We start from the raw sequence: 20,549 nt of genomic DNA, 5'->3' as shown, positions 1-20,549 counted from the left end.
ATGCTGAGCCCTTACATGTCGCCCATCGAGCGGGTCTGGTTCTACAGCCTGCGTATTCTCTGTGGCCTGATATTGCTGTTTCTGATCCTGCCGGTGCTGGTGATCGTGCCCCTGTCGTTCAACAGCGGTAGCTTCCTGGTCTACCCGCTGCAAGGCTTCTCGCTGCAGTGGTACCAGGACTTCTTCGGCTCGGCCGAATGGATGCGGGCCTTGAAGAACAGCATCATCGTCGCCCCGGCGGCGACCGTGCTGGCCATGGTCTTCGGAACGCTGGCGGCCATCGGGCTGACCCGCGGTGATTTCCCCGGCAAGTCCCTGGTAATGGCTTTGGTGATATCACCGATGGTGGTGCCGGTGGTGATCATCGGCGTGGCCAGCTACCTGTTCTTCGCGCCCCTGGGCCTTGGCAACAGCTTTACCTCGCTGATTCTGGTGCACGCGGTGTTGGGTGTGCCGTTCGTGATCATCACCGTGTCGGCGACGCTGCAAGGCTTCAACTACAACCTGGTGCGCGCGGCTGCCAGCCTGGGTGCTTCGCCGCTGCTGGCGTTCCGCAAGGTGACTTTGCCGTTGATCGCGCCCGGCGTGATTTCCGGGGCGTTGTTTGCCTTCGCCACATCCTTCGACGAGGTGGTGGTGACCTTGTTTCTGGCCGGACCAGAGCAGGCGACCCTGCCACGGCAGATGTTCAGTGGCATTCGCGAGAACCTGAGCCCGACCATTGCGGCTGCGGCGACCCTGCTGATCGGTTTTTCGGTGGTGCTGCTGCTGACCCTGGAATGGCTACGGGGGCGCAGCGAGAAACTGCGCACCCAGCAGCCGGCCTGACAGCGCTGTCTGTGCTGGCTTGTCAGCCCGTGTGGCGACAGACAAGCCAGCGCTTGTTGCAGCCGCTGCTCGACATGCGTTGATACCAATCAGCCTTCACCGCTTTGCCTGAGTTACAATGCGCGCCACCGTGATTCTGCCCAACAGGTGCGCCATGCAGCCCTACGCTATTGCCCCCTCCATTCTTTCCGCCGACTTCGCCCGCCTGGGCCAGGAGGTCGACAATGTCCTGGCCGCAGGCGCCGATATCGTCCACTTCGACGTGATGGACAACCACTACGTCCCCAACCTGACCATCGGCCCCATGGTCTGCAGCGCGCTGCGCAAGTACGGCGTGACCGCGCCGATCGACGTGCACCTGATGGTCAGCCCCGTGGACCGCATCATCGGCGACTTCATCGAGGCCGGCGCTACCTACATCACCTTCCACCCGGAAGCGACCCAGCACATCGACCGTTCGTTGCAACTGATCAAGGACGGCGGCTGCAAGGCCGGCCTGGTGTTCAACCCGGCCACCAGCCTGGACGTCCTGAAATACGTGATGGACAAGGTCGACATGGTGCTGCTGATGAGCGTCAACCCAGGCTTCGGTGGCCAGAAATTCATTCCGGGCACGCTCGACAAGCTGCGTGAGGCGCGCGCGCTGATCGACGCCAGTGGCCGCGACATTCGTCTGGAAATCGACGGTGGTGTGAACGTGAAGAACATCCGTGAGATCGCCGCCGCCGGTGCCGATACCTTCGTGGCCGGGTCGGCGATCTTCAACGCCCCCGACTACCAGCAGGTCATCGCCCAGATGCGCAGCGAACTGGCACAGGCGCGCCCATGAGCGGCTTCGAGCAGCTGTTCCCAGGAGCGCTGCCCAGGCTGGTGATGTTCGACCTGGATGGCACCTTGGTCGACTCCGTCCCGGACCTGGCCGCAGCGGTGGACCGCATGCTGCTCGAACTCGGCCGACCCGCCGCTGGCCTCGATGCCGTGCGCCAGTGGGTGGGCAATGGCGCGCAGGTGCTGGTACGCCGTGCTCTGGCGGGTGATATCGATCACGCCGGGGTGGACGATGCCCTGGCCGAACAGGCCTTGGCGCTGTTCATGGACGCCTACGCCGAAAGTCACGACCTGACAGTCGTGTACCCAGGCGTGCAGGACACCTTGCGCTGGCTGCGCAAGCGCGGTGTGGAAATGGCCTTGATCACCAACAAGCCGGAGCGCTTCGTGGGGCCTTTGCTGGACCAGATGAAGCTGGGCAGCTATTTCCGCTGGATCATCGGCGGAGACACCCTGGCTCAGAAGAAGCCGGACCCAGCGGCGTTGCTGTTCGTGATGCAGATGGCCGGCGTGACCCCGCAGCAAGCGTTGTTCGTCGGCGATTCGCGCAGCGACGTGTTGGCAGCCAAGGCAGCTGGCGTGCAATGCGTCGGGCTGACCTATGGCTACAACCACGGGCGGCCCATCGAAGAGGAATCGCCCAGCCTTGTGATCGATGACCTGCGGGCTTTGTTGCCCGGTTGCGTAGACCCTGCCACTGGGATAACGTTGGCGGACCTTCAAGCCTCAGACCAAAAAGGGTCCAACGTGGCGGTTACCGGCAAATTCTGGATGAAAGTCATCAAGGCCCTGGCCCGATGGCGTTGGCGCGCCTGACGCCTGCCTGCCGGCGTGTGCCGGCCCATCCGTTTGCCCGAACCAATGCTGTTTGCCACGAGGCTACTCATGATCCGCGAAGAATTCCTGCGCCTGGCCGCTGCCGGCTATAACCGCATCCCCCTGGCCTGCGAAACCCTGGCCGACTTCGATACGCCCCTGTCGATCTACCTGAAACTGGCTGACCAGCCCAATTCCTACCTGCTCGAATCGGTGCAGGGCGGCGAGAAATGGGGGCGGTACTCGATGATTGGTCTGCCGTCGCGGACCGTGCTGCGTGTGCATGGCTACCACGTGTCCATCCTGCAGGACGGCGTCGAGGTCGAAAGCCATGACGTCGAGGACCCCCTGGCGTTCGTCGAAACCTTCAAGCAGCGCTACAACGTGGCCGACGTTCCGGGCCTGCCGCGCTTCAACGGTGGACTGGTCGGCTATTTCGGGTATGACTGCGTGCGTTACGTTGAAAAACGTTTGGGCGCGAGCCCCAACCCAGACCCTCTCGGGGTGCCGGACATCCTGCTGATGGTCTCCGATGCCGTGGTGGTGTTCGACAACCTCGCTGGCAAGATGCACGCCATCGTGCTGGTTGACCCTGCCCAGGAACAGGCTTATGAGCAAGGCCAGGCGCGCCTGCAAAGCCTGCTCGAAACGCTGCGCCAACCCATCACGCCACGCCGCGGGCTTGATCTGAGCGGGCCTCAGGCAGTCGAGCCTGCATTCCGGTCGAGCTACACGCGTGACGATTATGAGCATGCCGTCGGTCGTATCAAGGAATACATCCTGGCCGGTGACTGCATGCAGGTGGTGCCGTCGCAGCGCATGTCCATCGACTTCAAGGCAGCACCCATCGACCTCTACCGCGCCTTGCGTTGCTTCAACCCGACGCCGTACATGTATTTCTTCAACTTTGGGGACTTTCATGTCGTCGGCAGCTCGCCCGAAGTGCTGGTGCGGGTCGAGGACAACCTGGTCACGGTGCGACCCATCGCCGGTACACGGCCACGCGGTGCGACGGAGGAGGCCGATCGCGCGCTGGAAGACGATTTGCTGTCGGACGACAAGGAAATTGCAGAGCACCTGATGCTGATCGACCTGGGGCGTAACGACGTCGGCCGCGTATCGTCCACAGGCAGTGTGCGCCTGACCGAGAAGATGGTGATCGAGCGTTATTCCAATGTCATGCACATCGTTTCCAACGTCACCGGCCAGTTGCGCGAAGGGTTGACGGCGATGGATGCACTGCGGGCCATCCTGCCTGCCGGTACGTTGTCCGGGGCGCCCAAGATCCGTGCGATGGAGATCATCGATGAGCTCGAACCGGTCAAGCGCGGGGTTTATGGCGGTGCAGTGGGGTACTTCGCCTGGAACGGCAACATGGATACGGCGATCGCCATCCGTACGGCTGTGATCAAGGATGGAGAGCTGCACGTACAGGCCGGCGGTGGCATTGTTGCCGATTCGGTGCCAGCGCTGGAGTGGGAAGAAACCATCAACAAGCGTCGGGCCATGTTCCGTGCGGTGGCGTTGGCCGAACAGACCACTTCTCGGTAGGTGGCGGTTGCCTGAGCGGTGACGCAGTCCAAGCCCCTGTATGAGCGTAATGCTGTTCACTTAAGATCGTTGGGGCCGTTTCACGGTCCATCGCGGCACGAGGCCGCTCCTACACTGACCTGTAGGAGCGGTCTTGTGCCGCGATGGGCCGCGAAGCGGCCCCGTTGATTTCAGGCTGGCCCTTTGCTAGAAATCCACGCTAACGGCAAGGCTCATACCTTGTTGCTTGAGCTCATCGCTCTTGCGCCAGTTGTAGCCGGCACGCACATTCACCCCTGCCACCACTTCATGGCTGACCCCAAGGCTCGCTCGGGTCAAGTTGCTATGGGGGGTATAGCCGTCGAGCGTGAAATCATTGGCTGGCAAAGCGGTGAAGTTCAGGCGTACGTCCTGCTGGTCATGCTCGAACTCGTGCTCCTGAGCCACCTCGGCAAATACTCGGGTAGCAGGCAATACCTGCACGCTACCCAGCAGGCCCAGGCCCAGCCGTCGTGACGTGCGCTCCTGGTCATCGAACCCCAGCGCCGTCGCGCGACCGCTCCTTTCGTCATAGCCATCGATCTTGACCCTGGCATAGTCAGCGCTCAGGAATGGCGCCAGCTGCCAGCGGGCACTTTCCGGCGCCAGGTTATAGCCCAGTCGGCCAGACACGGCCCATGTTTCGCCCTGGGTATCGCCTTTTTCACTGCGCTCGCTCACCCCCAGCGCGAAGGTGCGTTTCAGATCGTCATAATCCAGGTGCCCGACGGTCAATGCCGCATCTGCCCACCAGCGGTGCTGGCGGTACTGCGCAAAGACACTGGCCAGGTAGCTGTCGAGTGTGTAGTCCGAATCATGGCTGCCCACTTCCAGCTTCTGCCGGTACACGCCGCCAGCCAGCCCCAGCCGCCAGACATCGTCGACCCGGTAGCTACCGCCGACAGTCAGGTTGTAACCGTGGCCGTCACCGTTGGCGGCGCTGCGTTGCCCGCCGAAGTCCAGGTCTTGCGCACCAGCGGCGATGAAAGGCTGCCACTGACCGACCGCTTGCCAAGGGGCCTGCCATTGGTTGCGCAGTTCATCCTGATGAGCGCTGACGCTGGCGTGGGCCATTTCGGGAAGCAGGGTAAGCTCCCAAGGGGCGGCCAGAACGGAGTAGGCGTAATCGGCGATCAGTTGCTGGCCAGCAATGGTCGGGTGCACGGCGTCGTTGAACAATAGCTTCGTGGGGTCTGGCGTGATGCCGTTGACGCCATACACGGGGTTGCCGACGCAGCTTTCGCCGCTATAGCACGTACCGACCAGGTTCTGGTCGCTGGCCAGTCCGAACTGAGCGGGGTGGGCCAGGGCCTCGCTCAGCAACAGTGGGACATTCAGGGGGATGACCTGAGCGTCGATTTGCCTGAGTTGGCTGACCAGTGCCTGGTTAAAGGCACCGGACAGCAACGACAGGGAATTTTGCTGCGCCGTACCGCTGAAGTTGGGCGTCTGGCCAAGATCAGGCAACAGCCAAACCATGATGTAACGGGCACCACCCTGTTGCAGGGCCTGAGCACTGGCGGCCAGGCGTGCACCGGCAGCCACGGCGTCGGCTGGGCTGTTGACCAAACCCTGCAGGAAGTCGTTGCCGCCGCCTGTCACGTAATAAAGTGCATTGGGATCGGCGCGAAGGCCCGTAGCCAGATAGCCAGGCTTTTCCCGAAGCACCAGGCCCGCGCCTAGGCGCCCCGGTGGGATGACCGTGCTGGAGGTGGTGGTGATGGAGTCCAGGATCTGCTTGGTGGTATAGCCGCCAACCGCCCAGTTGTTGCCATCGGGCAGGCCCAGCGCCGCATTGACCGGCGATGTGGAAGGCCCAAGCGCATTGGCGCCCAGGCCCAGGCGAGCGCCCAGGATCATCGGCGACACAGGTGCATAGCTGCCATCGGCATTGCGGTTGGTGAAGCGAAGGCCTGCGAACTGGCCGGCGTCGCTCAGGCTATCACCGAATACGATCAATGAAGCGTACGGGTCAGCAGATGCAAATGCCTGGCCGCAGGCCAATGCCAGTGAGGCGGCGGTGACGCGCAATAACGGTACGTTGAGCATCGAGAAACATCCTTTTCTTTGTTTTTATCAGGACAACTCCATCGACCTTAGCAAAACGCCGCGCAATGCACCTGATGCCATTCGTTTCCCAGTGTTTACGGGCATATTGCGCCCGCCGCCCCGGTAGGCTACTGTGCCGAGACGTATGAGCGAGACCTACCCTGTGTTGATCGTCAGCAAACTCTTGATGCGCGTTATCAAGGCCCACGCCCGTTGGCGTTGGCGCGCCTGACTTTATCCTCTGCCGGTCCGTCCGGCCCGCCCCTGTTTGCCTTCCTGTCTCAACGTCTTTAGCGGCAAAGTTGCGCCTGCGACAGGTACAGGAAGGTTCGAATCATGAAGTCAGTAGGTTCAAGAGGTTTCATCCGATGTTACTGATGATCGACAATTACGACTCATTCACTTACAACGTCGTCCAGTACCTGGGCGAGTTAGGGGCTGATGTGCGGGTCATTCGCAATGACGAAATGACCATTGCCCAGATCGAAGCCCTGGCGCCGGAGCGCATCGTCGTTTCGCCTGGGCCCTGTACGCCGAGCGAAGCCGGTGTGTCCATCGAAGCCATTCTTCATTTTGCCGGTAAACTGCCGATTCTGGGCGTGTGCCTGGGCCATCAGTCCATCGGCCAAGCGTTCGGTGGCGATGTCGTGCGTGCACGCCAGGTGATGCACGGTAAGACGAGCCCCGTCCACCATCGAGACCTTGGCGTATTCAGCGGCCTGAACAATCCGGTGACCGTGACCCGCTACCATTCGCTGGTGATCAAGCGCCAGACGCTGCCGGAGTGTCTGGAAGTGACGGCCTGGACCGTACACGAAGATGGCTCGGTCGACGAGATCATGGGTGTACGGCACAAGACGTTGAATATCGAGGGCGTGCAATTTCACCCCGAGTCGATACTCACCGAGCAGGGCCATGAACTGTTCGCCAATTTCCTCCAGCAGACTGGCGGCCACCGCTAAGGAACGAATATGGATATCAAGAGCGCGCTGGGTCGCATCGTCGGCCATCTGGACCTTTCCACCGATGAAATGCGCGGCGTGATGCGCCAGATCATGACCGGCCAATGCAGTGAAGCGCAGATTGGCGCATTTCTGATGGGCATGCGCATGAAAAGTGAAAGCATCGACGAAATCGTTGGCGCGGTGTCGGTCATGCGGGAGTTGGCTGATAAGGTCGAGCTGAACACCCTTGATGGGGTGGTCGACATCGTGGGTACCGGGGGCGATGGTGCCAATATCTTCAACGTGTCTACCGCATCCGCTTTTGTACTGGCCGCTGCCGGCTGTACCGTCGCCAAACATGGGAACCGGGCGGTGTCCGGCAAAAGTGGCAGCGCAGACCTGCTCGAAGCGGCTGGCATCTACCTGAACCTGACGCCCGTTCAGGTGGCCCGCTGCATCGACAGCCTGGGTATCGGCTTCATGTTCGCCCAGAGCCACCACAGCGCCATGAAACATGCCGCTGGGCCGCGTCGCGATCTAGGGCTCAGGACCTTGTTCAACATGCTTGGCCCGCTTACGAATCCGGCCGGTGTGAAGCATCAGGTGGTTGGGGTGTTCACCCAGGCGCTCTGCCGTCCTCTGGCCGAGGTGCTGCACCGCCTGGGCAGCAAGCATGTGCTGGTGGTGCATTCCAAGGATGGACTGGACGAGTTCAGCCTGGCAGCGCCCACCTTCGTGGCTGAATTGAAAAATGGCGAGATTTCCGAGTACTGGGTTGAACCGGAAGACTTGGGCATGAAGAGCCAGAGCCTTCATGGCCTGGCGGTCGAGGACCCGCAAGCGTCCCTGGCGCTGATTCGTGATGCGCTGGGTCGACGCAAGACCGAGAACGGCCAGAAGGCCGCCGAGATGATCGTGCTCAATGCCGGTGCAGCCCTATATGCCGCAGATCACGCCATGAGCCTGAAGGCCGGCGTTGAACTTGCCCACGACGTGCTGCACACCGGGTTGGCCTGGGAGAAACTGCAGGAGCTGGGTGCGTTTACGGCCGTATTCAAGGTGGAGAATGAAGCATGAGCGTGCCAACGGTGCTGGAAAAGATCATCGCCCGCAAGTTCGAGGAAGTGGCCGAGCGCAGTGCTCGCGTAAGCCTTGCCGAACTTGAGCAGTTGGCCAAGGCGGCCGACGCGCCCCGTGGTTTCGCCAACGCCATGCTGCGTCAGGCCGAGCGCAAGCAGCCAGCGGTTATCGCTGAAATCAAGAAGGCCTCCCCTAGCAAAGGTGTGATCCGGGAGCATTTCGTCCCTGCAGACATTGCCGTGAGCTACGAGAAAGGCGGCGCAACTTGCCTGTCGGTGTTAACGGATGTCGATTATTTTCAGGGGGCGGACGACTACCTCAAAGAGGCGCGAGCAGCCGTGTCGCTGCCGGTGATCCGCAAGGACTTCATGGTCGACCCTTATCAAATCGTCGAGGCCCGTGCTCTGGGCGCAGATTGCGTGCTGCTGATCGTGTCGGCGCTCGACGATGTGAAAATGGCCGAGCTGGCGGCCACGGCCAAGTCGGTCGGGCTCGATGTGCTGGTGGAGGTGCACGATGGTGCTGAGCTTGAGCGCGCACTCAAGACGCTGGACACGCCATTGGTGGGGGTCAACAACCGTAACCTTCATACCTTCGAAGTGAACCTGGAGGCCACGCTGGACCTGCTGCCACGTATCCCCGCGGATCGGCTCGCCATTACCGAGAGCGGCATCCTCAATCAGGCCGATGTGCAGCTGATGAAGATCAACCGCGTCTATTCATTCCTGGTGGGTGAGGCATTCATGCGGGCTGAGAACCCGGGGCTCGAGCTCCAGCGCTTGTTCTTCCCTGATCAAGTGAAAAAGACCATTCAGCAACTGGACTGAATGAACCAAGCCGGCCATGTCGCCGGCTTTTTCATGGTTGCCATCTGGCTCAGGGGCGCTTTCGCCCTGATGCCTGTCGTGCAGAGGCTGTGACGCTAACGGTGGTGGCCACAGGCTGCGTAACTCAATCGAAGGTGAATCAATGACTGACCAGCCCCTGGCCCTTACCGTCAAGCAAGGGCTGCTTGCCGAACAGGACCTGCTGGCCGCCGTTTGCCGGGGCGAGCGCGATAACGGTGTGTTGTTCTGGCGCCCCACTGACCAAGCGCTGGTGATGCCTCGCAGGATGAGCCGGCTGGAGCACTTTGAAGCGGCGAGTGCGCAATTGGCTGGCGCTGGCTGGCCAGTGCTGCTGCGCGAAACCGGCGGCGAACCTGTACCGCAGTCCCATTCGACGGTAAATATCGCCCTGGTCTATGCGGCCCCGCGCAGTGAGGGCGATCAAGGGCGTATCGAAAAAGCCTACCAGCGCTTGTGCCTGCCCCTGTGCGAGGTGCTGCAGGAGTGGGGAGGTGTCGCCTCGGTGGGCGAGATCGAGGGTGCATTCTGCGATGGCCGGTACAACGTCAACCTCAATGGCCGCAAGTTGGTGGGGACCGCCCAGCGCTGGCGCCAGGCCGCCGCAGGCAAACGCCCAGTGGTGCTGGTGCATGGGGCATTGCTGCTGGATAACGACCGGGAGGCAATGGTAGCTGCCGTCAACCACTTCAATATGTGCTGCAACCTTGAACAGCGATGCCGCGCCGATGCACACATCGCCTTGCATGAGGTAGCACCGACGGCACCGTGGTTCGCACGGCTATCCCAAGCGTACGCGCAGGTGCTGGCTGAGGTGCCCGTCAGCTAGCGCGTGCCATGTACCACCATGGTCTTGCCCTTGACCTGGACCAGGCTGCGTTCTTCCAGGTCCTTCAGGACGCGGCCGACCATTTCCCGTGAACAACCGACGATTCGCCCGATTTCCTGACGGGTGATCTTGATCTGCATGCCGTCTGGATGGGTCATGGCGTCGGGCTGCTTGCACAAGTCGAGCAAGCACCGCGCAACTCGGCCGGTGACATCGAAGAAGGCCAGGTCCCCAACCTTGCGGGTAGTGTCGCGCAGGCGCTGGGCCATCTGGCTGCTGACGGCGTAGAGCATGTCCGGCTCGTGTCGTACCAGTTCGCGGAACTTGTCGTAGCTGATTTCCGCCACTTCGCACTCAGTCTTGGCCCGAACCCAGGCGCTACGATGCTGCTGCGCCTCAACCGGTTCGAACAGCCCTAGCTCACCGAAGAAGTCACCGCTGTTGAGGTAGGCGATGATCATTTCATGGCCATTTTCGTCTTCGATGAGGATGGTGACCGACCCCTTGATGATGAACGACAATGTCTGCGCGCGTTCACCTGCACTGATGATGTTGCTCTTGGCGCTGTAGCGCCGGCGTTGGCAGTGCACCAGCAATTTGTCGATGTTCTTGATCTTTGGGGGTAGGGCAGAGGCTGCCATCGCGAAATCCTGTTCTGTGCAGTCCATGGGCGTCCATGGCTGTTGGCTGGAAAAACGCCATTCGATTGGCGCCAGCTTATCAGACACTACAAAATGTTTCGGCATTAAAGCGCCTCCTTACATACTTTTCCCACAGCGGCACAACGACTAAGCTGACACCCTTTTTGCGAATTCAGGAGTTCGGGTGATGAAGGCACGTATCCAGTGGGCCGGTGAGGCAATGTTCCTTGGCGAGTCCGGCAGCGGCCACGTCGTGGTAATGGATGGCCCACCCGAGGCCGGCGGCCGCAACCTGGGCGTCAGGCCGATGGAAATGCTGTTGCTGGGCCTGGGCGGGTGCAGCAGTTTCGATGTGGTCAGCATCCTGAAAAAGTCGCGCCAGGCGGTGGAGAGCTGCGAAGCGTTTCTCGAGGCCGAGCGGGCAGGCGAGGATCCAAAGGTATTTACCAAGATCCACATGAATTTCGTGGTAAAGGGCCGCGGGTTGAAAGAGGCCCAGGTCAAGCGTGCCGTCGAGCTTTCGGCCGAAAAATACTGCTCGGCGTCGATCATGCTTGAGCGTGCCGGGGTTGAAATCACCCATGGCTACGAGATCGTGGAACTGGGTTGAGCAACGGGTGCGAGCTGCGCGGCGCGTGCCGGCGGCGCTTAATGGCGCAGTGCTGGCAGTGTCGCGTATAGCCAGCCTGGTAGTGCGCTTCTGACCGACTGGCTCAACGCCTCCCGGTGTTTTTGGTAAAGCAGGCCCAGCCCTATGACGCCCAGGCCGATCAAGCTGACCAACAGCGGGAACAGCAGGGATTGGGCAAATACGTCATACGCCAGGTACCCCAGGTAGGCGGTAACGCCAAGTGCCCCGAACACCATGAAGACGGACCGGCGCAGCAACACTGCCACCCCCATGAGCACAAGGTTTATCAGGCAGTAGGTGGCTTTCCCCCATTCACTGCCGCTGTCGAGCATCGTCAACCCACCCCAGAAGGCTGCAAGGCCGGCCAGATAGCCCCAGTGGGCATAGTCTTGCCGCGTCCTGCCATCGACTACCAGAAACACCAGCAAGGTCGCCAACCCGAACCACAGAGATACCACTCGGCGTTGTTCCCAACTAAATGGCGCGCCGAATACCCACTCGGTAAGGTCCATCGACATGAACCACAGGGCAACGGCAATGGGCATGACGATAAATGGGTAGGGGACAAGGCGGAGCATCGCCACACCTGCAACAACGGTGGCGGCCTCCATGGCCAGCCAACCGCCCTGTACATGGGTGTAGTACTGGTGGTAATCGGCTCGCACGTCATCGAGCGGCCACCAACCGAGCAACCGCTCCAGCGCGAAGACCGCCAGTGGCACGATACTGACCGCGGCTGCGGCCAGTACGCCGGCCGCAATGGGTTGCTTGCGCTTTTGAAGAATGAGTGCGACCAGGGTCAGCAACCCGATGTAGGCACTGGCCACGGCCAGCAACGCGGTGTCGCCGATGCGTAGCCATGCCTCGTTGAGCAGCCAGCCCATGGCCCCCATGACCAGCAGCGCGCCGAAGTAGAATGCGCTGTGGGCCAGTTGAAGGCTGCCCGTCGCCTCTTGACGCTGGCTGAGAAAGGCTTGCAAGGCCTGGTCCTGGCCTGGCTGGAGAATCCCCGCCTCGACCGCTCGCGCCAGATCCTTGGCATCGAAACGTGTTGTCATGGCGAGCCTTCAGATGCGATAGGTGCTCTTGGTCATGACCTTGGCCAGCAGGCTCATGCCAAAACGCACAGGCGCAGGGAAGCGGTAGCCACCGGCTTGCAGTGCCGTATCGGCGTGCTGTTCTTCGTCGACGCGCATCTGCTCGAGGATGGCTCGGGATTTTTCATCTTCAGTAGGGATCTGTACCAGGTGCTCGTCCAGGTGCTTGCAGACTTGGTGCTCCGTCGCTGCCACGAAGCCCAGGCTCACCTTGTCGCTCACCAGCCCGGCAAAAGCGCCGATGCCGAATGACATACCGTAGAACAGCGGGTTCAGGACGCTGGGGTGGCTGTTGAGTTGACGGATGCGTTGTTCGCACCAGGCCAGATGATCGATTTCCTCTTCCGCAGCGCGCTCCATGGCCTTGCGCACTGACGGCAGTTTGGCCGTCAAGGCCTGGCCTTGATAAAGCGCCTGGGCGCAGACTTCACCGGTGTGGTTTATGCGCATCAGCCCTGCCACGTGACGTGCCTGCCGATCTTCGAGTTCGACGGCGGGCTTGACGATGGCCGGGGACGGACGAGAGGGTTGGCCGCTGAACGGCAGCAAGGTGCGCATGGCAGTGTCGGCCTGCAGCAACAAGCGGTCGAGCGGGGAATAGTGACGTTCGGTAGCCATCGGGCACCTCCGCAAGAATGTGCCCGACAGTCTAACCCAATCGCGCTCGAGTCGCTTGCGGTGGATCAGCCCGGTGGCCAGTTCATCTGGCGTTGGCCGAGCACGTGCATGTGAATGTGGTAGACCGTCTGCCCACCTTGTTCATTGCAGTTCATGACCACGCGAAAGCCTTCCTCGCAGCCCAGTTCCCTGGCCAGACGCTGGGCCGTGAACAGAATGTGCCCAGCCAGGCCCTTGTCTTCTTCGGTCAGGTCGTTGAGGGTGCGGATGTGCTTTTTCGGAATGACCAGAAAATGCACCGGGGCCTGGGGGGCGATGTCGTGAAATGCCAGAACCTGGTCATCTTCGTAGATGATCTTCGCCGGGATCTCCCGGTTAATGATCTTGAGGAATAAATCGTCCACAGCACTTGCTCCATGGTGAGGGTCCGGGCCGAGTGTACTCAGGCCGAAGCCGCTCGCCCAGCGACTATTCCATACCGACTGGACAATAACGCCGGTGAATCACACCTGCCAGCTTGCGCACCAACCCGTTCGGCAGCAGGCGCGGGGCGAACGCCAGCCAGCGATTGCGTCGCCCCGGCAGAATCAAGGCGCGGTTGCGGGCGAGCGCGCGAACGGTGTACAGCGCCACTTCCTCGGGGCTGAGGCAGCGGCTTTTGCCTTCGAGCCGGGCGATGTGGCGCCGTGGGGAATGCACCGGCCCCGGGCACAGCACGCAGACCTTGATGCCTGTGGGTTTGAGCTCTTCACGCAGGGCCTGGGAAAAATTCATCACGTATGCCTTGCTGGCGGCATAGGTGGCCATCCATGGCCCGGGGGCCACGCCGGCCAGCCCGGCAACGTTGAGGATCTGGCCGCCGCCCTGTACCGCCATCAGATTGCCGATGGCATGACACAAGCGGCTCAGTGCCAGCACGTTGACTTCGAGCAGGTCCTGTTCGTCGGCCCATTCATGGGCCAGGAATGGGCCGTAGGTGCGCTGACCGGCGCAGTTGACCAGCAAATCGATGCGCCGCTCGCCTTCTTCCAGCTCGAGGACGAACCCTGACAGCCTAAGCGGTTGGCTCAGATCGCACGCACGCAACAGCACTTCGACGCCGAAACGCTGGGCAAGCTCGATGGCGACCGGCTCCAGGGTTTCACGGTGGCGTGCGACCAGGATCAGGTTGCGCCCGCGCCGTGCCAGGGCCTCCGCCAGGGCCAGGCCCAAGCCGGTGGAAGCGCCGGTGATCATGGCGTAACGGGTCATGCAGGGCTCCTGGGGCCGAAGAGGGCATCTAGTGTACAGCTTGGCGGTGGCGGATGCTGCGTTTTGCTGGGCCGCCCAAGCCTGGGAGTGCGCCGCTGCGTGGGCTGTCAGTGGCGCTTACGACGATCGGCGAGTAGCTTTGCACCGTCCTGGCAGCCCCAGTGCTGGGCACCATTCTCAGAACGGTTTGACCACCACCAGGATAACGACCGCCAGCAGGATCAGAACAGGTACCTCGTTGAACCAGCGATAGTAGACATGGCTGCGGGTGTTGGTGCCGGCGGCGAAGCGTTTGCGCTGGGCCCCGCACACATGGTGGTAGCCGGTCAGCAGAAGCACCAGTGTCAGCTTGGCGTGCAGCCAGCCCTGGCTCAGCCACCCCGGTGTGAGGTAGAGCATCCAGGCGCCGAACACATACGTGGCGATCATCGCCGGGTTCATGATGCCTCGGTACAGCTTGCGTTCCATGGTCACGAACCGGTCCTGGCTGATGCTGTCCTGGCTCTGGGCATGGTAGACGAACAGCCGTGGCAAGTAGAACAGGCCGGCGAACCAGCATACGACGCTGACGATGTGCAGCGCTTTGATCCATAGGTAGAGCATCGGGGCATTCCTTCAGGTATTCACGGTCGTCAGATAGTAGTGCCCAGGCACCCTCAGGGACACCTGAAGTGTTGTGACAGACGCATCACGCCCCTATCATCGTGCGTTTTCCAGACGGCTCGTTGATAAGGGGCAAGCGTTATGATCAAGGTCGGTATCGTCGGCGGCACGGGTTACACCGGCGTCGAACTGTTGCGTCTGCTGGCTCAGCACCCACAGGCCGAGGTAGCGGTCATCACCTCGCGCTCGGAAGCCGGTGTGGCGGTGGCCGACATGTATCCGAACCTGCGCGGCCATTACGACGGCCTTGCATTCAGCGTGCCTGACAGCAAGACCCTGGGCGCGTGTGATGTGGTGTTTTTTGCCACCCCCCATGGTGTCGCTCATGCCCTGGCGGGCGAACTCCTGGCGGCGGGCACCAAGGTCATCGACCTGTCGGCCGACTTCCGCCTGCAGGACGCAGTGGAGTGGGCCAAGTGGTACGGCCAGCCTCACGGCGCGCCTGATCTGCTCGACGATGCCGTGTACGGTTTGCCCGAGGTCAACCGCGACAAGATCCGCCAGGCGCGCCTGATCGCGGTTCCGGGCTGCTACCCAACCGCCACTCAACTGGGTTTCCTGCCGTTGCTCGAAGCTGGCTTGGCCGACGCGTCGCGCTTGATCGCCGACTGCAAGTCCGGTGTCAGCGGTGCCGGACGGGGTGCGGCTGTCGGGTCGCTGTTCTGTGAGGCCGGTGAGAGCATGAAAGCCTACGCGGTCAAGGGGCATCGTCACCTTCCGGAAATCAGCCAGGGCCTGCGTCTAGCCGCGGGCAAGGACATTGGTCTGACCTTCGTCCCTCACCTGACGCCGATGATCCGCGGCATCCATGCCACCTTGTATGCGACTGTCGCCGACACATCGGTCGACCTCCAGACGCTTTACGAGAAGCGCTACGCCAACGAACCCTTCGTGGACGTGATGCCCGCCGGTAGCCACCCCGAAACCCGCAGCGTGCGCGGCGCCAACGTCTGCCGCATTGCTGTTCATCGTCCACAAGGGAGTGATCTGGTCGTGGTGTTGTCGGTCATCGACAACCTGGTCAAAGGCGCTTCCGGGCAGGCCGTGCAGAACATGAACATCGTGTTCGGGCTTGATGAGCGCATGGGGCTGAGCCATGCCGGCCTGTTACCGTAAGCTGACGAGGGCTTACGGCGAGCTGTGCTGATCGCGACCTGCCCGTCGCCTATTGTTGACCGATTTTCTCGGGAAAGCGGATAATGGCCGTCATCGAGTTTTATGACGGCCGTCGGCCGGGAGAATCAACATGAGCGTCGAAACCTTCACCCCTACGGTTTTGGAATTTACCCACGGTGCTGCGCTGAAGGTGAAGAACCTGGTTTCCGAAGAGGGCAATGACCGCCTGAAGCTGCGTGTATTCGTCACCGGTGGCGGTTGCTCGGGTTTCCAGTATGGCTTCACGTTCGATGAGGAAGTGGCCGACGACGATACCATCGTGGAGCGCGAGGGGGTCTCGCTGGTAGTGGACCCGATGAGCTTCCAGTACCTGGCCGGTGCCGAAGTGGATTACCAGGAGGGCCTGGAAGGCTCGCGCTTCATTATCAAGAACCCCAATGCTGCCACCACCTGTGGCTGTGGCTCTTCGTTCTCGATCTGAAGCCTTGCCTTCGTCAAAACGCCGCGCTTAAGCGCGGCGTTTTTCGTTGGGCAGGTCAATGGCTCAGGCCGGATAGATGGCGCCCAGAACACGCAGGCCTTTGGCGGCCGTTACGCTGGGACGGTTGGCAGGGATGCCCTCAAGGCAGCAATGCGCCAGCCAGGCGAACGCCATGGCCTCAACCCAATCAGGGTCTACCCCCTGTTCGGCTGTGCTGGATACCTTCACGCCAGGCAGGCCTATTGCAAGACGAGCCATCAAGGCGCCATTGTGTGCGCCACCCCCGCATACCAGAAGGGTCCTGGTGCCCTGCTGTGCGGTGTTCAGCGAATCGATGATGCTTTGGGCGCTGACTTCCAGCAGCGTTGCCTGGACGTCCTCGTCGCGGTAGGCAGGCAGCGCAGCGAGATGGCTGTCCAGCCAGCGCAGGTTGAAGACTTCACGGCCTGTACTCTTGGGCCCACTGCCGGCAAAGAATGGGTCGGCCATGAGGGAGGTCAGCAGGGCAGGTTGCACTGCCCCACACGCCGCCCAGGCGCCGTTGGCATCGTATGCCTGGCCGCGTTTGCGCTCGATCCAGGCGTCCATCAGGACATTGCCCGGTCCGCAATCGAAGCCTCGGACCGGCTTGTCTTTGGCAATCAAGCTGAGGTTGCTGAAACCGCCCACGTTCAGAATGGCCAGCGGCTGTTCGAGATGGCCGAACAGCGTTTCGTGGAACGCCGGGACGAGCGGCGCGCCCTGACCGCCGGCCGCTACGTCACGGCGACGAAAGTCGGCCACGACCGTGATGCCTGACAGTTCAGCCAGGAGCGCCGGGTTGCCGATCTGCACGGTGAAGCCTCGGGCAGGCTCATGGCGAATGGTCTGGCCATGGCTGCCGATAGCGCGAATGTCTTTGGGCTGCAAGGCATGGTGGTCGAGCAAATCCAGTATGCCTCGGGCTGCCAAGGCCGCCCACAGGTTTTCAGCGAGGGCGACCCGCGCTACTTCATCCGGCCCAGAAGTACACAGGTCAAGCAGCGCTTGCCGCAGTTCAGTTGGCATGGGCAGATAATGGGTGGCGAGCAGTTCGATGTGCTCGCCTTGCTCGATCAGGGCGATGTCCAGCCCATCCAGGCTGGTCCCTGACATCACACCTAGGTAAAGGCCCATGGGCTCACCGTTTGTTCATGGCAAGTAGCGTGGCTTTTTCCTGGTCCATGCGTGCGATCAGCGGCTGGCTTTGCTGCAGGAAACGCTGGCGCTCGTTCTTGGCGATCGGATCGGACATCGGCACTTTCTGGCTCAGCGGGTCAACATGCACGCCGTTGACCTGGAACTCGTAGTGCAGGTGGGGACCGGTGGAAAGGCCGGTGGTCCCGATATAGCCGATGATCTGGCCCTGCTTGACCGAGCCCCCGGTCTTGATGCCCTTGGCAAAGCCTTGCATGTGACCGTACAAGGTCTTGTACCGATTGCCGTGCTGGATGATCACCGTATTGCCGTAGCCGCCGCGCCGGCCGGCCAGCTCGATACGGCCATCACCCGCGGCCTTGATGGGCGTGCCTCGCGGTGCTGCATAGTCCACCCCCTTGTGGGCGCGGATCTTGTTGAGAATCGGGTGCTTGCGCCCGGCAGAGAAGCGGGAGCTGATGCGCGCGAAATCCACGGGTGTGCGGATGAAGGCTTTGCGCAGGCTGTTGCCATCGGCCGTGTAGTAGCTGGTGTTGCCTTGCTTGTTGGTATAGCGCACTGCCGTGTAGGTCTTGCCGCGGTTGGTGAAGCGCGCCGAGAGGATATTACCGGTGCCGACCACTTTGCCGTCCATTACCTTCTGCTCATAGACCACGTCGAACTCGTCACCTTGGCGAATATCCTGGGCGAAGTCGATGTCGTAGCCCAGCACCTTGGCCATGTCCATGGTCAGGCTGTGGGACAACCCGGCGCGTTGTGCCGATGCCGAGAGCGAGCTCTTGATGACGCCATGTGCGTAGGCGGTGCGCACTACGGGTTTGCTGATTTCACGGTTGAAGGTGTAGCCCTTGGCCGTCTTGGTCAGGCGAATGGTTTCGAGGCTGCCGACCTTACTGTGCAAGCTGGCCAGCTGGCCTTGCTTGTCCAATTCGAACTGCAGGACCTGGCCATGCTTGAGCTGGCTGAACTGCTTGGCTTGCTTGCTGCTGGCAAGAATGTCGTGGACGGCATTGGCCGGCAGGCCGACCTTGGCGAACAGCGTTGACAAGGTATCTCCGCTTGCGACGGTGACTTCCCGGTGGGCAGGGTCTTTCGCGGGCTGTGCGGCGGCTTCGGCCGGCGGAGTTTGCTGTTCGGCTTTCTGGGTGGAGGCAGCCGCCTCATCGATCTGCGCAAACGGCGAGCCTTGCTCACCGGCTGCCTGCACCAGTGGCGCCGCGCGGGATTCGTCTTTCAGCTGCTCGGCTGAGGTTTCCAGCTCGAGGTTGAGGGTGGTTTTCTTGGCTTCCACGTCGCTGGATGGGAACACCAGCAATGCCAGGCTAAGCAGGGCGGCAATGCCGCTGGCGGCCAACAGGTGTGTTTTCGGATAAAGCGGAGGCGCTTTAGGCGGTTCGTTGGTCATGGGTAAGGAGACTTTGAAAAAGGTGAAATGGAATAGATGAATGACATGATGAAGATGAAATAACTGTATAAAATATAACCAAAACTATTTTCACGCAAGGGCGCGTAGACGCTGCGCACACGCCTCCAGGTCACATTCCTTTGCAAAACTTGTATTTGACGGCCGATCTTGTATGGTTGGCTCCCCCTGAATCTGAGCCTTGCGGGTTTGTCTATGAAGTCGGTTGAAGAGCAGCTGGCGCTTATTAAGCGCGGTGCGGAAGAAGTACTGGTGGAGTCCGAGCTGGTTGAAAAACTCAAGCGTGGTCAGCCCTTGCGCATCAAGGCCGGTTTCGACCCTACCGCTCCTGACCTTCATCTCGGTCACACTGTACTGATCAACAAGCTGCGCCAGTTCCAGGAGTTGGGGCATACCGTGGTGTTCCTGATCGGTGACTTCACTGGCATGATCGGCGACCCCAGTGGCAAGAGCGCCACACGCCCGCCATTGACCCGTGAGCAGGTGCTGGACAATGCCGAGACCTATAAGCAGCAGGTCTTCAAGATTCTCGACCCAGCCAGGACCGAGGTCGCGTTCAATTCCACCTGGATGGACACGCTGACACCCGCCGACTTCATCCGTCTGGCATCGCAGTACACGGTTGCCCGTATGCTGGAGCGCGACGATTTCGACAAGCGCTACACCACTAATCAACCCATCGCGATTCATGAATTCCTCTACCCGCTGGTGCAGGGCTATGACTCTGTCGCGCTTAAGGCGGATGTCGAGCTGGGCGGTACCGACCAGAAGTTCAACCTGTTGATGGGGCGTGAACTGCAGCGTGCCTACGGTCAGGAAGCTCAGAGTATCGTGACCATGCCCCTGCTCGAAGGGCTTGATGGCGTCAAGAAGATGTCCAAGTCGCTGGGTAATTATGTCGGCATCCAGGAGGCGCCTGGTGTGATGTACAGCAAGCTGGTGTCGATTCCGGACACCCTGATGTGGCGTTACTTCGAGTTGCTGAGCTTCCGTTCCATGGAGGACATCGATCAGCTTCGCGTGGATGTAGCCAATGGGGCGAACCCGCGGGACATCAAGATCCAGCTGGCGGAGGAGATCGTGGCGCGTTTCCATGGTGAGGAGGCCGCAGCCAACGCTCATCGCGCCGCTGGGAATCGTATGAAGGACGGCGAGTTGCCGGAAGACTTGCCCGAGATCGAAGTGCTTGCCGCCGAGCCGCTGCCCATTGCTGCGGTGCTCAACCGTGCCGGTCTGGTCAAGAACTCGGCGCAGGCGCGGGATCTATTGGGGAGTGGGGCTGTGAAGGTCGATGGCGCCGTAGTTGACCGTGATTTTGTGGTTGCACTGGGCGCGACCCATATCTGCCAGGCAGGTAAGAAGTCGTTCGCACGCGTCACGCTCAAGGCAGAGTAAGGCATTCGCTGCGCCTACTCTCTATAAGCGGGGGGAGGCCGAAGGGCCTCCCCCCGCTTTGCTTTTGATTTACATGAAATTAAAGGTTGACGCGGTGCCGAATCCCCTTATAATGCGCCCCACTTCCAGCGACATCGGAACGCGAAACTCCTTGAGATTCAATGGGTTAGCTAGTTCGGGTGGTGCTGTAAAGGCTACGATCGAACAGATCGGCAGCGGTTGAGAAGAAGGTTGACAGCGTGTTGAAACGCTGTAGAATTCGCCTCCCG

The 20,549-nt window shown here is 61.2% G+C and carries 22 protein-coding genes; 12 read left to right on the top strand and 10 right to left on the bottom strand.

The annotated features are described in order from the left end of the window. From FS777_RS02835 to trpE, 4 genes are all read left to right on the top strand, one after another. Window positions 1–828, top strand: a complete 828-nt coding sequence (locus tag FS777_RS02835) for an ABC transporter permease (protein ID WP_058603051.1) — start codon at window positions 1–3, stop codon at window positions 826–828. Window positions 829–982: 154 nt separating this feature from the next. Next, window positions 983–1,657: a ribulose-phosphate 3-epimerase gene (rpe, locus tag FS777_RS02830; RefSeq protein WP_058639616.1), complete on the top strand. Its 675-nt coding sequence runs from the start codon at window positions 983–985 to the stop codon at window positions 1,655–1,657. Beyond that, on the top strand, window positions 1,654–2,472 hold the full coding sequence (locus FS777_RS02825) for a phosphoglycolate phosphatase (RefSeq protein WP_027913641.1): 819 nt from the start codon (window positions 1,654–1,656) through the stop codon (window positions 2,470–2,472). The genes rpe and FS777_RS02825 overlap by 4 nt, the downstream gene beginning before the upstream one ends. A gap of 69 nt (window positions 2,473–2,541) precedes the next feature. Continuing rightward, on the top strand, window positions 2,542–4,023 hold the full coding sequence (trpE, locus tag FS777_RS02820) for an anthranilate synthase component I (protein WP_145253920.1): 1,482 nt from the start codon (window positions 2,542–2,544) through the stop codon (window positions 4,021–4,023). 186 nt (window positions 4,024–4,209) lie between these two features. On the opposite strand, the gene estP is transcribed toward trpE, so the two are convergent. Then, complete coding sequence (estP, locus tag FS777_RS02815; protein WP_145253917.1) at window positions 4,210–6,090, bottom strand: esterase EstP; 1,881 nt, start codon at window positions 6,088–6,090, stop codon at window positions 4,210–4,212. Between the two features lie 368 nt (window positions 6,091–6,458). On the opposite strand from estP, the gene FS777_RS02810 reads away from it, so the two are divergent. The 4 genes from FS777_RS02810 to FS777_RS02795 all read left to right on the top strand — a co-directional run bounded on the left by FS777_RS02810 (window position 6,459) and on the right by FS777_RS02795 (window position 9,788). Beyond that, a complete protein-coding gene (locus FS777_RS02810; protein WP_145253914.1) occupies window positions 6,459–7,052 on the top strand; it encodes an aminodeoxychorismate/anthranilate synthase component II in 594 nt (197 codons plus the stop codon). 9 nt (window positions 7,053–7,061) lie between these two features. After that, window positions 7,062–8,111: an anthranilate phosphoribosyltransferase gene (trpD, locus tag FS777_RS02805; protein WP_145253911.1), complete on the top strand. Its 1,050-nt coding sequence runs from the start codon at window positions 7,062–7,064 to the stop codon at window positions 8,109–8,111. Further along, window positions 8,108–8,941: an indole-3-glycerol phosphate synthase TrpC gene (gene trpC / locus FS777_RS02800; protein WP_058639593.1), complete on the top strand. Its 834-nt coding sequence runs from the start codon at window positions 8,108–8,110 to the stop codon at window positions 8,939–8,941. Before trpD ends, trpC begins: the two co-directional genes overlap by 4 nt. Window positions 8,942–9,083: 142 nt before the next feature. Then, window positions 9,084–9,788, top strand: coding sequence for a lipoate--protein ligase family protein (locus FS777_RS02795; protein ID WP_145253908.1), 705 nt, complete (start codon window positions 9,084–9,086; stop codon window positions 9,786–9,788). Here FS777_RS02795 and crp read toward each other — a convergent pair. Next, window positions 9,785–10,429: a cAMP-activated global transcriptional regulator CRP gene (gene crp / locus FS777_RS02790; RefSeq protein WP_023532600.1), complete on the bottom strand. Its 645-nt coding sequence runs from the start codon at window positions 10,427–10,429 to the stop codon at window positions 9,785–9,787. The two genes, FS777_RS02795 and crp, sit on opposite strands and share 4 nt — an antisense overlap. Before the next feature lie 187 nt (window positions 10,430–10,616). Between crp and FS777_RS02785 the strand changes: the two genes are divergently transcribed. Next, window positions 10,617–11,039 (top strand): OsmC family protein, encoded by a 423-nt coding sequence (locus tag FS777_RS02785; RefSeq protein ID WP_023532673.1) that lies wholly within the window; start codon window positions 10,617–10,619, stop codon window positions 11,037–11,039. Window positions 11,040–11,077: 38 nt separating this feature from the next. Here FS777_RS02785 and FS777_RS02780 read toward each other — a convergent pair whose 3' ends face one another. The 5 genes from FS777_RS02780 to hemJ form a co-directional block, all read right to left on the bottom strand. Beyond that, a complete protein-coding gene (locus tag FS777_RS02780) occupies window positions 11,078–12,118 on the bottom strand; it encodes a DUF2157 domain-containing protein (protein WP_145253905.1) in 1,041 nt (346 codons plus the stop codon). Between the two features lie 9 nt (window positions 12,119–12,127). Continuing rightward, complete coding sequence (coq7, locus tag FS777_RS02775) at window positions 12,128–12,775, bottom strand: 2-polyprenyl-3-methyl-6-methoxy-1,4-benzoquinone monooxygenase (protein WP_058639589.1); 648 nt, start codon at window positions 12,773–12,775, stop codon at window positions 12,128–12,130. 65 nt (window positions 12,776–12,840) lie between these two features. Then, a complete protein-coding gene (locus tag FS777_RS02770) occupies window positions 12,841–13,179 on the bottom strand; it encodes a histidine triad nucleotide-binding protein (protein WP_058603062.1) in 339 nt (112 codons plus the stop codon). 64 nt (window positions 13,180–13,243) lie between these two features. Then, window positions 13,244–14,026: an SDR family oxidoreductase gene (locus FS777_RS02765; protein ID WP_058639588.1), complete on the bottom strand. Its 783-nt coding sequence runs from the start codon at window positions 14,024–14,026 to the stop codon at window positions 13,244–13,246. A 177-nt stretch (window positions 14,027–14,203) separates the two neighbouring features. Continuing rightward, on the bottom strand, window positions 14,204–14,629 hold the full coding sequence (hemJ, locus tag FS777_RS02760) for a protoporphyrinogen oxidase HemJ (RefSeq protein ID WP_023532455.1): 426 nt from the start codon (window positions 14,627–14,629) through the stop codon (window positions 14,204–14,206). 141 nt (window positions 14,630–14,770) lie between these two features. Between hemJ and argC the strand changes: the two genes are divergently transcribed. Together argC and erpA are read left to right on the top strand one after the other, a co-directional pair. Further along, window positions 14,771–15,805, top strand: coding sequence for an N-acetyl-gamma-glutamyl-phosphate reductase (gene argC / locus FS777_RS02755; protein WP_058639586.1), 1,035 nt, complete (start codon window positions 14,771–14,773; stop codon window positions 15,803–15,805). Between the two features lie 130 nt (window positions 15,806–15,935). Then, on the top strand, window positions 15,936–16,286 hold the full coding sequence (gene erpA, locus FS777_RS02750; protein WP_023532751.1) for an iron-sulfur cluster insertion protein ErpA: 351 nt from the start codon (window positions 15,936–15,938) through the stop codon (window positions 16,284–16,286). A 63-nt stretch (window positions 16,287–16,349) separates the two neighbouring features. Here erpA and FS777_RS02745 read toward each other — a convergent pair whose 3' ends face one another. Continuing rightward, a complete protein-coding gene (locus FS777_RS02745) occupies window positions 16,350–17,441 on the bottom strand; it encodes an anhydro-N-acetylmuramic acid kinase (RefSeq protein WP_078479205.1) in 1,092 nt (363 codons plus the stop codon). A gap of 4 nt (window positions 17,442–17,445) precedes the next feature. After that, on the bottom strand, window positions 17,446–18,867 hold the full coding sequence (locus tag FS777_RS02740; protein WP_058639584.1) for a peptidoglycan DD-metalloendopeptidase family protein: 1,422 nt from the start codon (window positions 18,865–18,867) through the stop codon (window positions 17,446–17,448). A gap of 213 nt (window positions 18,868–19,080) precedes the next feature. On the opposite strand from FS777_RS02740, the gene tyrS reads away from it, so the two are divergent. After that, a complete protein-coding gene (gene tyrS / locus FS777_RS02730) occupies window positions 19,081–20,280 on the top strand; it encodes a tyrosine--tRNA ligase (RefSeq protein ID WP_058639583.1) in 1,200 nt (399 codons plus the stop codon). 69 nt (window positions 20,281–20,349) lie between these two features. Here tyrS and FS777_RS21545 read toward each other — a convergent pair. Beyond that, window positions 20,350–20,549 (bottom strand): hypothetical protein (locus FS777_RS21545; protein WP_218570379.1); only part of this gene is annotated, 200 nt, incomplete at its 5' end.

Source organism: Pseudomonas sp. DE0157 (assembly GCF_007678615.1).
Classification (GTDB): Bacteria; Pseudomonadota; Gammaproteobacteria; order Pseudomonadales; family Pseudomonadaceae; genus Aquipseudomonas; species Aquipseudomonas parafulva_B.
The sequence above is the reverse complement of the archived record's forward strand: the minus strand, read 5'-3'. Positions and strand labels throughout refer to the sequence as shown.

Coding starts and splice junctions, on each gene's coding strand:
- FS777_RS02835 (WP_058603051.1), top strand. CDS start 1: ATGCTGAGCCCTTACATGTCGCCCATCGAGCGGGTCTGGTTCTACAGC.
- rpe (WP_058639616.1), top strand. CDS start 983: ATGCAGCCCTACGCTATTGCCCCCTCCATTCTTTCCGCCGACTTCGCC.
- FS777_RS02825 (WP_027913641.1), top strand. CDS start 1,654: ATGAGCGGCTTCGAGCAGCTGTTCCCAGGAGCGCTGCCCAGGCTGGTG.
- trpE (WP_145253920.1), top strand. CDS start 2,542: ATGATCCGCGAAGAATTCCTGCGCCTGGCCGCTGCCGGCTATAACCGC.
- estP (WP_145253917.1), bottom strand. CDS start 6,090: ATGCTCAACGTACCGTTATTGCGCGTCACCGCCGCCTCACTGGCATTG.
- FS777_RS02810 (WP_145253914.1), top strand. CDS start 6,459: ATGTTACTGATGATCGACAATTACGACTCATTCACTTACAACGTCGTC.
- trpD (WP_145253911.1), top strand. CDS start 7,062: ATGGATATCAAGAGCGCGCTGGGTCGCATCGTCGGCCATCTGGACCTT.
- trpC (WP_058639593.1), top strand. CDS start 8,108: ATGAGCGTGCCAACGGTGCTGGAAAAGATCATCGCCCGCAAGTTCGAG.
- FS777_RS02795 (WP_145253908.1), top strand. CDS start 9,084: ATGACTGACCAGCCCCTGGCCCTTACCGTCAAGCAAGGGCTGCTTGCC.
- crp (WP_023532600.1), bottom strand. CDS start 10,429: ATGGCAGCCTCTGCCCTACCCCCAAAGATCAAGAACATCGACAAATTG.
- FS777_RS02785 (WP_023532673.1), top strand. CDS start 10,617: ATGAAGGCACGTATCCAGTGGGCCGGTGAGGCAATGTTCCTTGGCGAG.
- FS777_RS02780 (WP_145253905.1), bottom strand. CDS start 12,118: ATGACAACACGTTTCGATGCCAAGGATCTGGCGCGAGCGGTCGAGGCG.
- coq7 (WP_058639589.1), bottom strand. CDS start 12,775: ATGGCTACCGAACGTCACTATTCCCCGCTCGACCGCTTGTTGCTGCAG.
- FS777_RS02765 (WP_058639588.1), bottom strand. CDS start 14,026: ATGACCCGTTACGCCATGATCACCGGCGCTTCCACCGGCTTGGGCCTG.
- hemJ (WP_023532455.1), bottom strand. CDS start 14,629: ATGCTCTACCTATGGATCAAAGCGCTGCACATCGTCAGCGTCGTATGC.
- argC (WP_058639586.1), top strand. CDS start 14,771: ATGATCAAGGTCGGTATCGTCGGCGGCACGGGTTACACCGGCGTCGAA.
- erpA (WP_023532751.1), top strand. CDS start 15,936: ATGAGCGTCGAAACCTTCACCCCTACGGTTTTGGAATTTACCCACGGT.
- FS777_RS02745 (WP_078479205.1), bottom strand. CDS start 17,441: ATGGGCCTTTACCTAGGTGTGATGTCAGGGACCAGCCTGGATGGGCTG.
- FS777_RS02740 (WP_058639584.1), bottom strand. CDS start 18,867: ATGACCAACGAACCGCCTAAAGCGCCTCCGCTTTATCCGAAAACACAC.
- tyrS (WP_058639583.1), top strand. CDS start 19,081: ATGAAGTCGGTTGAAGAGCAGCTGGCGCTTATTAAGCGCGGTGCGGAA.